Source organism: Novosphingobium sediminis (assembly GCF_007991615.1).
GTDB classification, from domain to species: domain Bacteria; phylum Pseudomonadota; class Alphaproteobacteria; order Sphingomonadales; family Sphingomonadaceae; genus Novosphingobium; species Novosphingobium sediminis.
Genome location: NZ_BJYR01000018.1, coordinates 193,106 through 205,549 on the forward strand (window position 1 = coordinate 193,106; position 12,444 = coordinate 205,549).

Annotated in this window: 15 protein-coding genes; 7 read left to right on the forward strand and 8 right to left on the reverse strand. The window is 64.5% G+C overall.

Features of this window, described 5'->3' with window-relative positions; translation table 11 throughout:
* Positions 1-107 precede the first annotated feature (107 nt).
* Together NSE01_RS14200 and NSE01_RS14205 are read left to right on the forward strand one after the other, a co-directional pair.
* Complete coding sequence (locus NSE01_RS14200) at positions 108-1,397, forward strand: adenylosuccinate synthase (protein WP_147160296.1); 1,290 nt, start codon at positions 108-110, stop codon at positions 1,395-1,397.
* Between the two features lie 334 nt (positions 1,398-1,731).
* On the forward strand, positions 1,732-2,718 hold the full coding sequence (locus NSE01_RS14205; RefSeq protein ID WP_371863222.1) for a winged helix DNA-binding protein: 987 nt from the start codon (positions 1,732-1,734) through the stop codon (positions 2,716-2,718).
* Between the two features lie 355 nt (positions 2,719-3,073).
* On the opposite strand, the gene NSE01_RS14210 is transcribed toward NSE01_RS14205, so the two are convergent.
* From NSE01_RS14210 to folE, 3 genes are all read right to left on the reverse strand, one after another.
* Positions 3,074-3,481 carry a winged helix-turn-helix domain-containing protein gene (locus tag NSE01_RS14210; RefSeq protein WP_147160298.1) on the reverse strand — a complete coding sequence of 136 codons (408 nt, stop codon included), beginning with the start codon at positions 3,479-3,481 and terminating at the stop codon, positions 3,074-3,076.
* Positions 3,482-3,665: 184 nt separating this feature from the next.
* Positions 3,666-4,622, reverse strand: coding sequence for an NAD(P)/FAD-dependent oxidoreductase (locus NSE01_RS14215; protein WP_147160299.1), 957 nt, complete (start codon positions 4,620-4,622; stop codon positions 3,666-3,668).
* A gap of 14 nt (positions 4,623-4,636) precedes the next feature.
* Complete coding sequence (folE, locus tag NSE01_RS14220; RefSeq protein WP_147160300.1) at positions 4,637-5,251, reverse strand: GTP cyclohydrolase I FolE; 615 nt, start codon at positions 5,249-5,251, stop codon at positions 4,637-4,639.
* A 220-nt stretch (positions 5,252-5,471) separates the two neighbouring features.
* Here folE and NSE01_RS14225 point away from each other — a divergent pair, with 220 nt between their 5' ends.
* Positions 5,472-6,062: a LuxR C-terminal-related transcriptional regulator gene (locus NSE01_RS14225; protein WP_147160301.1), complete on the forward strand. Its 591-nt coding sequence runs from the start codon at positions 5,472-5,474 to the stop codon at positions 6,060-6,062.
* 368 nt (positions 6,063-6,430) lie between these two features.
* Here the strand turns inward: NSE01_RS14225 and NSE01_RS14230 are convergent, their stop codons facing one another.
* From NSE01_RS14230 to NSE01_RS14245, 4 genes are all read right to left on the reverse strand, one after another.
* Positions 6,431-7,282 carry a TorF family putative porin gene (locus NSE01_RS14230; protein WP_147160302.1) on the reverse strand — a complete coding sequence of 284 codons (852 nt, stop codon included), beginning with the start codon at positions 7,280-7,282 and terminating at the stop codon, positions 6,431-6,433.
* 223 nt (positions 7,283-7,505) lie between these two features.
* On the reverse strand, positions 7,506-8,843 hold the full coding sequence (locus NSE01_RS14235; protein WP_147160303.1) for an ATP-binding protein: 1,338 nt from the start codon (positions 8,841-8,843) through the stop codon (positions 7,506-7,508).
* A 14-nt stretch (positions 8,844-8,857) separates the two neighbouring features.
* Positions 8,858-9,571, reverse strand: a complete 714-nt coding sequence (locus NSE01_RS14240) for a response regulator transcription factor (protein ID WP_147160304.1) — start codon at positions 9,569-9,571, stop codon at positions 8,858-8,860.
* Between the two features lie 73 nt (positions 9,572-9,644).
* Positions 9,645-9,920, reverse strand: a complete 276-nt coding sequence (locus tag NSE01_RS14245; RefSeq protein ID WP_147160305.1) for a hypothetical protein — start codon at positions 9,918-9,920, stop codon at positions 9,645-9,647.
* 460 nt (positions 9,921-10,380) lie between these two features.
* On the opposite strand from NSE01_RS14245, the gene NSE01_RS14250 reads away from it, so the two are divergent.
* From NSE01_RS14250 to NSE01_RS14265, 4 genes are read left to right on the forward strand one after another with little or no spacing between them, the layout of a single operon-like run.
* Positions 10,381-10,671 (forward strand): hypothetical protein, encoded by a 291-nt coding sequence (locus tag NSE01_RS14250; protein ID WP_147160306.1) that lies wholly within the window; start codon positions 10,381-10,383, stop codon positions 10,669-10,671.
* Positions 10,668-10,847, forward strand: a complete 180-nt coding sequence (locus NSE01_RS14255; RefSeq protein ID WP_147160307.1) for a Flp family type IVb pilin — start codon at positions 10,668-10,670, stop codon at positions 10,845-10,847. The genes NSE01_RS14250 and NSE01_RS14255 overlap by 4 nt, the downstream gene beginning before the upstream one ends.
* An 18-nt stretch (positions 10,848-10,865) precedes the next feature.
* Complete coding sequence (locus tag NSE01_RS14260) at positions 10,866-11,249, forward strand: hypothetical protein (protein ID WP_147160308.1); 384 nt, start codon at positions 10,866-10,868, stop codon at positions 11,247-11,249.
* A 43-nt stretch (positions 11,250-11,292) separates the two neighbouring features.
* Positions 11,293-11,640, forward strand: coding sequence for a PilZ domain-containing protein (locus NSE01_RS14265; protein WP_147160309.1), 348 nt, complete (start codon positions 11,293-11,295; stop codon positions 11,638-11,640).
* Positions 11,641-11,766: 126 nt separating this feature from the next.
* Here NSE01_RS14265 and NSE01_RS14270 read toward each other — a convergent pair.
* Positions 11,767-12,444: site-specific integrase (locus NSE01_RS14270; protein WP_147160310.1), on the reverse strand; the 678-nt coding region annotated here is incomplete at its 5' end.

Below are 12,444 nucleotides of genomic sequence, written 5' to 3' on the forward strand. Positions count from 1 at the left end.
CCAGCTTCCAATGCGTGGCCAATCTGCCCCGTTTCCCTTGCCCTAGCCGCCGCTCTCCCCTAGGGCGCCAGCCGACTTTGAACTGCAACAGAAAGTGTGCGCAAGCCGTGGCCAACGTGACCGTGATCGGCGCCCAGTGGGGCGATGAGGGCAAGGGCAAGATCGTCGACTGGCTGGCAAGCCGGGCCGATGCCGTGGTACGCTTTCAGGGCGGCCATAATGCCGGCCACACGCTGGTGGTCGATGGCTCGGTCTACAAGCTTTCGCTGCTGCCCTCGGGCATCGTGCGCGGCACGCTTTCGATCATCGGCAATGGCGTCGTGCTCGATCCGTGGGCGCTCAAGGCTGAGATCGAGAAGCTGACCGGGCAGGGCGTTACGATCCATGCCGACAACTTCGCGATTGCCGATAACTGCCCGCTGATCCTGCCTCTGCACCGCGATCTTGATGGCCTGCGTGAGACCGCTGCTGGTTCGGGCAAGATCGGCACGACCGGGCGCGGCATTGGCCCCGCCTATGAAGACAAGGTCGGCCGCCGTGCGATCCGCGTGTGCGATCTGGCGCACCTCGATGCGCTCGATTCGCAACTGGACCGCCTGTGCGCCCACCACGATGCGCTGCGTGCCGGTTTCGGCCAGCCGCCGGTGGACCGCGCTGCGCTGCTGGAAGAACTGCGCGAGATCGCACCCTTCGTGCTGCAATTCGCCCAGCCGGTGTGGAAGCGCCTCAAGAAGGTGCGCAAGGCCGGTGCGCGCATCCTGTTCGAAGGTGCGCAGGGCGTGCTGCTCGATGTCGATCATGGCACGTACCCGTTCGTCACCTCGTCGAACACCGTGTCCGGTACGGCGGCTTCGGGCTCCGGCCTCGGCCCCAATTCGACCGGGTTCGTGCTTGGCATCGTCAAGGCCTACACCACCCGAGTCGGTTCGGGTCCGTTCCCGACCGAACTGGAAGACGAAGTTGGCCAGCGCCTCGGCGAACGCGGCCATGAATTCGGCACGGTGACCGGGCGCAAACGCCGCTGCGGCTGGTTCGATGCAGTGCTGGTGCGCCAATCCTGCGCGATTTCGGGCGTCACCGGCATTGCACTGACCAAGCTCGACGTGCTCGACGGGTTCGACAAGGTCCGGATCTGCACGGGCTACCGTTTGCGCGGGAAGGTGCTTGATTACTTCCCCAGCCACGCCGCCGATCAGGCCGCGGTCGAGCCAATCTACGAGGAAATGGAAGGCTGGCAGGGCACTACTGCCGGCGCGCGTTCGTGGGCGGACCTCCCGGCGCAGGCGATCAAGTACATCCAGCGCGTGCAGGAACTGATCGAAACACCGGTTGCGCTCGTTTCGACGAGCCCCGAGCGCGAGGATACGATCCTCGTGCGCGATCCCTTCATCGACTGACGCCGACCGGCGCCGAATCGGAAGCACACTGCACCGCAGCCAGTCCGGCTGCGGTGAAAGCTTGCGTCCTGGCCGGTTGCGGCGTTTTTGATGCAATGCGGAATGCATCCGCACAGCGCCTTTCAAACTGTTGGATTTGCGGGGATTGTAGCGACCCCGCGCAGGTTTCCCGAGCAGCCTCCATCCAGTTTGGAGGCATATGATCTTGACCTGATCTCATTTTGTTCCACTCTTGTTCGCATACGGACTTTTACGGAGTGCACTTTCGATGGGACAGGCTGCCAGGCAGTTCGATTATGGCAACGGCGACGCGCAGTCCCCGCGCGTGGTTGAGATGCGGGATCACTCGCATGACCGCACGATGGGCCGCGTGCAGGATCGCGGCACCTCGGCGCTGGCTGTCTCGATCTTCGCGGATCGCAGCTATCTGCGCGCGGAGATGGAGGAGGATGCGGTCGCTGCCGGCCTGCGCATCGCCCAAACCGCCGATCTCGGCAATCTGCTCGGCGCGGATCCCGGCCCTGCACTCGGCGATCTCGTGCTTGTCGATTGCCCGGTGATCGATGGGGCGGAGCTTGCCGCGCTCGCCCGGCTCGATCTGCGTGCAGCGAAAAGCGGGTCTCAGCTCGTCGTTTCCACCAGCATCGGGTCGCTGGATGATGTGTTCGGTTGCCTCGACCAGTGTGAGGCGCAGATCCTCGTGACGCCGAGCCGCGCGGATAGGGTGATCGCGCTGGGCCGCACCTTGGCCCGCGCCGGCAACCGCGTTCGCGAACTGTCGGAAGAAGACCGGCTGGCGCTGCTGCGGCTCACCGAGCAGGTCGGCCAGATCGCCCAGAAGCTGGAGGCGCTGTCGTCCGGTTCGGGCGCTGCTGCTCCGGGGCAGGGCTCGGCGTTCCGCTTCGACGGCGCGGATGACGATGCGCGGCTTGACGAGGGGACGGATCGGTTGGTTCGGGCCGCACGCCCGCCGCTTCCTGATCCGCGCCTCGTGCGCAAGATTATCCGTCAACGCCAGCTGCGCGCGCGCTTCTTCGAAGGCGATCTCTTCGCCGATCCCGCATGGGACATGCTGCTCGATCTCACTGCCGCGCGTGCGGAGCATGTGCGCGTGTCAGTCACCTCGCTCTGCATCGCCTCAGGCGTTCCGCCGACGACGGCGCTGCGCTGGATCGGACAGATGACGGATGCCGGCCTGCTCCAGCGGGTGGACGATGAGACTGACCGCCGCCGCGCCTTCATCACGCTGACCGACAAGGCCGCCGATGCGATGGCCCGTTACTTCGCCGAGCTTGGCGCATCAGCCGCGACGCTGGTCTGATTTCTTCCTCTCCAGCAGGAAGGAGCGCCAATGCATTTCACTAGGGCAAGGCAGGAAGGTGCCCCGATAGGTCTTTCGTTGCCAGACGAGAGGCCTGGGGTGATTTTCCTGTATCCAGGCAGGTAGATAGGGCAGGTGTTAGCCGTCGCCTTGGATGGCAGAAGAGGCGGCCAAGCCCTCGCTGGAACGGCGGGCGCCTTTCTGCATAAGCCCAAGTCGCGCTAGGAGCAGACGTCACTCGGTCTCGAGGGAAGGCGGTGATTTCTAAGGTCCGGGTGCCCGCTTGCAACGGGTCAGCTGCGGTCAGCATCCGCGAAGGCGGCGCCAATCCCGCTTCGCGCGGATCAGGCTTGCTTTAATCGTGCGCTGCCCCGTCGTCCCGATCCGCCTGACTGCGCAGGGGGCGGGAGCGGAGCCTTCCCTCGAGCGCCGCGAGTTCGGTTCCGGCGGCATGCACTTCGAGCGCGGCCTGCAGGGCACGATAGGAAGTCAGCACCTCCTGCCCTTCGGCTGTCAGCCGCGCCCCGCCGCCACGGGCGCTGCCGGGTGATGTTTCCACGAGCGGCGCAGCCCAGCAGCGGTTCATCAGGTCAACCAGTTGCCACGCACGCCGATAGCTCATGCCCAGCCTGCGCCCTGCGCCAGAGATCGAGCCTTCGGCGCTGATCGCATCGAGGAGGTCAGCCTTGCCGGGCCCCATTGCAATCGCATCGCCGCACATGATCTGCAGCTTGAGCTTGAGCGAGGGGGGCGGTGTGGTCATGTCGCTCGATCAATAGGAGCGCTTCGTTCGCCGCTCAAGCCATGGCAGGTCCGGGCGGCAGACCCGCCAGAGGTTCAGCGATGTGCTGCTTGGCAAGGCCACCGCGGTATCCGCAGCCCTGATACGTGCGAAGGCTGGCGCCCCCAGTGGCGCAAACGAGCCATCGCTCAGGGTCGGCCTGCGCTCAGGCCGCGGCTTCGCGCGCTGCGCCGAGGATGCGCCGACCAAGCTTGCGGCCTGACAGCCACGCACATTCCACGCGCGGGCCAAGCAGCCAGTCGCCGCAGGCACCGATCTGCTGCTTCTCGTTCCACAGGCAGCCGAGCCCGGTGCCGGCCGAAAGCGCATAGCGCCAGCGGTGTGCTGAATGGGCAACCGGCATCTGGGCATGCGAGCCGGTTGCTTCATGCAAGGCCGCAAGCAGGAGCGGGGCGATCTCGTCCGGACTGCGCTCAAGCTGCGCGGTCGACCACTGCGGCGTGGCCTGCACCACCCAGCTTTCCGGTCCGCCGCGCCCCGGCTTGGCGCTATCGCGCGCGGCCCAGGCAAGGATGCCGTGGTTGCGCAGGATGTGTTCGCCATGGGGGAGGGGGGCGTCAAAGGCGAACATCCCGGTCCAGCATGGCTGCGAACGGGCGAAAAGAGCGGTGCGCGCGAGTTCAAAATCGTGGAGCGTGAGGATCGGCGCGGCCTGTTCAGCGGGCAGAGCCAGCACTGCGGCGTCGAAATGCTCGCCCGGCATGCCTTCGCCGAGCAGGCGCCACTGCGTGCCCTCTCGGGCAAGGCCGCTCACGTGGTGTGCAAAGCGTACTTCGTGCCGCGCGGCCATTTCGCGCACCACGGCATGCATCGCCGGAACGCCGATCCACGCGTCCGAGCCCGCATCGGGCCAGCGGGTAGCATGCCCGGCATCAGCCCAGCGCGCGACCTGCGCGGCAAAGCCGTCATCGCGAACCGTGAAATACTGTGCACCGAAATCGAAGCTAGCCTCGCCATGCGCTGTCTCGACGCGGCGTGAGGCCATGCGGCCGCCGGCCTTGCGGCCCTTGTCGAACAGCGTGACTCGCCAGCCTTCGGCGGCCAGAACATCGGCACAGGAGAGGCCGGCAACCCCGGCCCCGACGATGGCAGCGCTCCGCATGGGTCTGCCAGCCGTTACTTGCGACCCATCAGCGACAGCACTTCCTTGCGGCTGCTGTCATCCTCGAGGAAGCAGCCGAGCATGCGGCTGGTCACCATGCCGACGCCCGGGGTGCGCACGCCGCGCCCGGTCATGCAACCGTGCTGCGCATCAATTACCACGGCCACGCCATGCGGCTGGAGATTGTCCCAGATGCAATTGGCGACTTCGCTGGTCAGGCGTTCCTGGATCTGCAGGCGGCGGGCGAATCCGTGCAGCACGCGCGCGAGCTTGGAAATGCCGACAACGCGGTTCTTGGGGAGATAGGCGATCGAGGCGGTGCCGGTGATCGGTGCGAGGTGGTGTTCGCAGTGCGACTGGAAGGGAATGTCGCGCAGCAAAACGACTTCGTCATAACCCGCGACTTCGCTGAACGTGCGGCGCAGGTGGATGCCGGGATCCTCCTCGTAACCGGCGCAATATTCGCGCCATGCACGGCCTACGCGGGCTGGCGTATCGGCAAGGCCTTCGCGTTCCGGGTCATCACCGGCCCAGCGCAGCAGAGTGCGGATCGCTTCCTGAACGGGTTCAGGAACGATCAGTTTCCCGTCTTCGTCGCGCGCCTCGAACTCGTGGTTGACGTAATTCATGTGCGCGCTCCGTGGGCGAGAGAAAAATTGCGGACCGGGCTGGGCCACACATCTGCTGCAGAAAAAGGGCAGAAATCCGCGCGGCACATATTGCAGCGCCGTCGCAAATGGGTTTACCCATGCAGCAATCTTGGCTCTAAAGATCGGGACGGGGCCGGTTTTTGGGAACATGGACCTAAGGGCAATTGCGCGCAGCGCGCCGGAGCCGAAGGAAAAGAACATGGCAATTGGCGCAATGATCGAAAACAGCCTGGTGGCCGCGGTGGTGAGTAACCCGCGTTTGCCGGACAATCCCATCGTGGATTGCAACGCGGCATTCATGGAACTCACCGGCTATGGGCGCGATGAAATCATCGGTCGCAATTGCCGCTTCCTGCGCGGGCCGGGCACCGAACCCGAACTGACCGCGCAGTTGCGCGATGGCATCGCCGCGCGGGTGCCGGTGATGGTCGAACTCCTCAACTACAAGCGCGACGGAACGCCGTTTCGCAACGCAGTGATGATCGCACCGATCTTCGATGCTGCTGGCGAACTGGAATGGTTCCTCGGCAGCCAGGTGGAAATCGCGGGCGCCGCCGATGCCGTACCGAGCGCGCGGGCCGTCGAAGCGCGCGAGAAGGTCGCCTCGCTTTCGCGCCGCCAGCGGGAAATCCTCGAGTGCATCGCGGCAGGGCGGCTCAACAAGCAGATCGCTTACGAACTTGGCCTCAGCGAGCGTACGGTCAAGCTGCACCGCGCCGCAGTGCTGCGCGCGCTGGGCGTGCGTACGAGCGCGGATGCTATCCGCATGGCGATCGAAGCGGGGCTCTGAGCCCCGCGCCATTGCCCTCCGGGACAGGTTGAGAGCGGACTGGGTGAGGCCCACCTCTTGGGCATCGGGTCGATGGAGCAAAGCTCCTCTTCGCGGTCGCAAATGGGTGCGAGCCTTCTGGTCCCCCCCGCTTCACCGGGAGGTTCGCACCTTTTCCTTTTCATTCAGAATTACAGGCAGTTCGGCCACGCGCGGCGCGGACGACGTCAATCTGCGTCCGGTTCCTGATGCTCGCGGGCGATTTCCATGGAGAGAATCGGTGCAGCTTTCGTCCCCGTTTGCGGTGAGGAGTTTGTCCGTACACCGGACAAAAAAAGTCCCCCCGATCGCACAATCGGGGGGACAGGCTGCGTACCTCGTGAATGCGATCAGAACGCGGCCGTGATCGAGGCCACGAACTTCGACCCGGCGATCGTCTTGCCGTTCTTGGTCGAGGAGAAGTTGGGCTGCAGGTAAAGTGCTTCGGCGTCGCTGATGTCGGTATCGACATAGGCAAGGCCAAGGGTGAGCTTACCGAGGGCGATATCGGCGCCAAGCAGCCAGTCGACATACTTGCCGGTCGGCGCAACGCTGGTGCCGTTCGGCCCGAGGCCCGAGTTGCCCTTGGAGTAGCCGATGTGCGCCTTGAGCGTCACTGGGGTGGAGGGGATGCCGGCGGCGGCGTCGGTCCAGAGGTAGAAGTTGTCCTTCTTGTCGCCGGGGTTGTCATAGACACCGGCCACGGCAGAGGCGCCCGAATTGTACCACTTGCCGAGGGCTTCCTGCTTGGGCGCATAGGCGACACCGGTGGTCACGCTGGCCGGCCCGAGGGTGCCCGAAACCTTCACATAAGGTTCGGCGAACGCGGTTTTGCTGGCACCGCCGGGATAGGTGTAGAACGTCAGGCCGACATCGAGGGCAACCGACTTGGTGACGGGGAACTTGTAGCCTGCGATGAGGTCAAGCTCGAGGTTCGGGCCGCCGAAGGTGCCCCAGCCTGCAAGGTTCGACGACCAGAAGCCGACATAGGCGCCGCTTTCGTGGCTGACGGTGATGCCGCCCTGCACTGCCGCGCCGCCGTTCGACTGCGACACGCCGCGGAAGCGGTAGTCGGAGACCAAGGCAGCGCTGCCCGAGATGGTGATGGCCGGGGGAGGAGCGGTTTCCTCGGCATGCGCCGCAGTGGCGGCGAGCGCGGAAACGGCGGACATAAGTGCCATGGTGGCGAGACGGAACTTCATGTGGAACGACCTCCCTGGGACCGAGCCCGAGATTAAGGATACCGTTCCTGCCTGCGCTCACACTCCGCGTGGCCTCTCACCGTCTGGTGCCACGTCCTGTGCGATGAAGTAATACTTACGGTAACGATTTTGCTGGGTGATTGCTGGATGGTTTCTAAATGTTGCTAGGCGTGTTGCAGTGCAAAAAACTCGTGCTGCGTTGTTTTTGCAACAGCCAGCCCATTCAGGCCGAAGCGGCCTCGCTCGGCAGGGGCAGGCGGATTACCGCGGCAAGGCCCGTCCCCTCGCCATCCAACTGGCGCTTGTTGATCAGCGATAGCGTGCCGCCTTCCAGCAGCACCGCGGCCTTCACGATGGAGAGGCCAAGACCCATTCCAGGTGTGTCGCGCGTGCGGGCGGTGTCGAGCCGGAAAAACGGCTGGAACACGTCCTCCATGCGATCTTCAGGAATGCCGGGGCCGTCATCTTCGATACGGATGACCACGGCATCCGGCTCGCTGGCCAGGCTGACGCGGACAGAACCGGCATAGTGCAGGGCATTGTCGATGAGGTTTGCCAGCGCCCGCCGGATTGAAACCGCGCGCGCCATGATTTCACAGCTTTCGGGCCCATCATAGATCGCATCGAGCCCTTGGTCGGCGGCGCTATCGACCAGCGTGGCGGCCATGATCGCGATGTCGATGCGCTGCGGCGGGATCTGCGTACCGCCTGCCTCGACGAAGGCCTGCAGCGATTCGAGGAGATGCCGCATCTCGCCGATATCGTGCTCCAGTTCGGCGCGCGTTTCCTCTTCGAGCCTTGCGCCATCGAGGCGCAGTTGCAGGCGGGCGAGCGGCGTGCGCAGATCGTGCCCGATCGCCAGCATGGATTGGGTCCGTTCGGACTGCTGGCGCTGGATGCGGCGCTGCATCTGGTTGAAGGCGCGGATCAGACGGCGCACTTCGTCGGGGCCTTGTTCGGGCAAGCCGCCGGCGTTGGGTGTTTCGATGTGCCGCAGCGCGCTTACCAGCGTCTGCAACGATCGCATCGTCGCGCGGAACATGAACCAGGCCAGTGCGCCAAGCACGAACGTGGGCAGCAGCATCGGCAGGATCTGCCAGAACGACAGCTGCACGCTGATTTCGCCGGCATAGGTATGGAAAAGCAGCGCGCTGCCATCGCCGAGCACCAGTGTTCCGGCGACTTCGCGGCTGCTGTGGGTGTGCAGCACGACAAGTTGCTGGCCATCCGTTCCGAGCTCAGGCCCGGCAGCGAGAATGCGCGAAACGAGCGCCGGATCGGACGAGCGCAGGTCATCGGGGGAGGCCTGCGGACGCCACGCAAGTGCGAAACGCCGCGTCGAAAGTGCGCGGACGGCCTCGGCCCGGTGCTCCGGCGCCTCGCGCGAAATCGCGCGCGCCGCGAGTGTGAGGTGTTCGCCGATGCGCGCGGCATCATCGCGCTGAACTGCGGTGGTCGTCGCCGAATCGAACAGGAACGTGTTGGCGAGGAAATCGACCGCGGCGACCAGCAAGAGGATCGCCAGCAGCCGTTCGGTCAGGCCAAAGCGCCGAAATCCCATGCGATGCTGGCGTTTCACACCCTCCGGACTTCCGCCTTGAACATGTAGCCGACGCCGCGCACCGTCACGATCGGTGGCTCGCTGCCGCTGGCGGAAAGCTTGCGGCGGAGGCGGCTGACCAGCACGTCGATGCTGCGATCCGAGCTGTCACCGAGACGGGTGCGCGAGAGTTCGATCAGCCGTTCGCGCCCGAGTACGCGCTGACGGTGGCTGACGAAGGTGGCGAGCAAATCGAACTCCGCGCCGGTCAGATCGACCATTGCGCCGCTGGGTGAGCGCAGTTCGCGGCGCGAAAGCGATAGCGTCCAGCCATCGAAGTGCACTTCACTGGTGCGTTCGTCACCCTTGGCGAGGCCTTCGCCGCCGCCGCGGCGCAGCACGGCGCCGATCCGCGCGATCAGCTCGCGCGCGCTGTAGGGCTTCGCGATGTAGTCGTCCGCGCCGAGTTCGAGGCCCAGCACGCGGTCCTCTTCGCTCCCGCGCGCAGAGGCGAAGATGATCGGCACATCGCTCTGGCGGCGCAACTTGCGGAATAACTCGATGCCGCTGGCGCCGGGGAGCATGATGTCGAGGACGACCAGCTCAGCCGGCTCGGCTTCGAGCATGACCCACATCTCGGCGCCGGTTGCGGCGGTGCGCACGGCATAGCCGTTTTCGCGCAGCGCCCGCGCTGTCAGCATGCGGAGCGAAACGTCGTCTTCAACCAGTAGAATGGAAGGTGCAGTCATGGCCGGGTTCCGAGCCTAGAGGGGGGCAGGGGAGGCGGCAAGCCCCCCCTTAACATGCGATCGGGCGCGCTGCTCAGTCCGCTGCGGCGAGTTCCTCGCCGCGCGGCGCATTGCTGCGCGCTTCAGCGCGGGCTTGTGCGAGGTGGGCATGGCAGGCCGCGCCCTTGAGCGGATCCGGATTGCAAACAACGGGCGTGCTGGCGGCCGTGCGGGCCGATGGCGCGTGACGCTGCGCATTGCAGGCGATGCTCTTCATGGCGTCGGGATTGCAGGGTGCGGGGGCGGCATGAACCGTGCCCGCGGCAAACGCAGGCTGGGCGGCGACGAGGGCAAGCGAGGCAATCAGCATGAGCGACTCCGTTACAAGCAGGGGCTCACGCTGCGATGGTGTCTTTTATTTGCCTCTTATCGTCTGGACCATGACGAATTGTGTCTTGGGGCCAACGAGCCATGCCCAGCAGGGCATACGCGACTCAATGGCCACAGAAGCCAGTAATGAGCTGGTCAGGGGATCGGGCCCGACCGACTAAGTAATCTTGCGCAGACCTTAAGGGATTGGAGGCAGCTGAGCACGACCGGACGCCAAGCTGGGTGGCCATTCGGACTGAGGGTCAAACCTCCTGTGCTGGTTCTGGCGGGATCTTACCAATCTGAAAAATTTGAATAATACGGCGGATTTCGACTGGTCGGCTGGCCCTTATTAGTCATGTGACAAATTTCTGCAAACTCAGCCTTTCTGGTGATCGTCGCTAAAGGGTACAGTTAACTGCCTGGTTCTTACAACGTCCTCAACGACAAGGGGCGGAACCATGGAAGACGTTCTGGAGAGTTATGGGGCAGTGTATCGTGTAATCAGGGAGGCCAATATCTCTGGGTACATCACTCCCGGCCTGCGGGGGCGGATGTACCAGGCGATCGACAACCTGAAGCTTTTCAAGGCTCCGTCTGATCACATCAGTATTGCCGAACGAATATCGGTAACTTTGCACGCACTCGAGTGGGCCGCACTGAAGCGGGACGATTCGCGCCGCGTGGCAGACTGGCAATCGCTCGGTGCACTTGAAGAGCAGTGGCTTTCAGCCCCTGTGCCGCGGTCATGATCGCCCGGTTTCTGCGCCGGCTGGTGACCAACGACACCAGCGGCGCGACCGCCATCGAACTGGGTTTCCTGGCCGCGTTGATCTCGGTGGCGATCATCGGTTCGTTGCACACGTTCAGCAACCAGCTGAACAACACGTTCTTCGTCTCCGCCAAAAATATTGATTTGCAGCCATAAGCATACATGAGGTTTTTGATGCAGTTCGCAATCGATTTGCTTCAGCGCCGGATGAAGCGCCACCTGGAGCGGTATGACGGTGTGCTTGTCCAGCTTGAGGAAGCGTTCAGCAACTATGAGGCGAAGCAGACTTCAATCAACGGGTATCTCGATGCCGTTCAATTGATCGACCAGCACTTCCGCCGCGAACGGGCTGGTTGGCTGCGCTTCTGCGATTGGTCGCTGGCGCTGCGCTGGATCAACAGCGCGGAACGCCGGGCGTTTCGCGAAACCTGCGATGCGCTGGACTGGTGCCGCAACTGGGCGATCCGGCAGCGCGGTGTCGATGTGGTGACCTGCCTTGAAAACGTGCGCGAGACCGTCGAGTTCGATTTCGTTCCCGCGCTGGGAGTGGCCGCATGATCGACCTCGCCCCTGTCGTTCGCTTGCCAGTGGGGAGCGTGTGATGGCTGACCTGCGTGCCAGGACCGACCGGTTCGGCAATCGCCGCCGCTTTCGGCGGGTCGAATCCGGCCAGCGCCTGATTCTGATCTCGGTCGCCAGCCGGATGGATGGCGTACTGCAAGACCTGTCGCAGAGCGGCGCGCGCGTAAGCCTGCGCATGACGCCGCCGCGCCGGGGCCGTGACGTGCTGCTGCGCTGGGGCTCGCAGGAGATCTTCGGTCAGGTGGTGTGGAGCAGCGGCAACGAAGCCGGGGTGGCGTTCCACAAGCCGATTTCGCCGGAGGAACTCGTCGACACCGTAGGCGGCGAAGTCCCGGCGGCGCTCCCTGTCGGCCGCAGGGTGCTATAGCGCCGATTGACGAAGCGGCAAAAACCCAGCATGAGCGCCGCTTCCGGCATGCCGGGCGGTTAGCTCAGTTGGTAGAGCATCTCGTTTACACGGTGATACTTGAGCGGACTTAAGTCGCTCTGAAGGCTAGGCTTTCTTCTTCACATCGATAGACACGTCGGGACTATGTCGGGACCGCTCGCTCGCATCGAGAGCGTTGCGGACGTCTTCGTCCAGGACGTGCGCGTAGCGCAGGGTGGTCTCGATGCGCTTGTGCTTCAGGGCTTCCTTTGCGGCAGCGAGGGAGCCGGTGGCGCGGACGATGCGGGTGCCGCGCGTGTGGCGCAGATCGTGGAGGCGGAAGTCCTCAACGCCGGCATCGGTCTTCGCGTCGGCGAAGGGCTTGCGCAGGGCCGTGGCGGTCAGGGGGTAGCGCTTTCCCTTCTGGCGCGCGGGTTGTTTCCGGCCGCGCTTGTCGATGAACTCCGGCTTGGTGCGCTGGGCGACATACGTGAAGACGAATGGCGTCTCGACTGGCTGGCGCGCGATGAGCTCCACCAGCGTGGTGGTGAGCGGGCGCATCACGACATCGCCGCCCTTGATCTTCGTGCGCGCTTGCTTGGCGGGCAAGTTGATATCCGACCAGCGTAGGCCGAGCACCTCGGCGCGCCGCCAGCCCGACTTCAGCAGGAAATCAACGGCATCCGCGACGTCCTCCCGCATCGCTTCGAACAGCGCGGTTTCCTCATCGTGCTGCAGCTCGCGCGGCGGCGCCTTCGGCACCTTCAGGAACAGCGCCCGCCAGTTCGGCATCGTGCCGATATT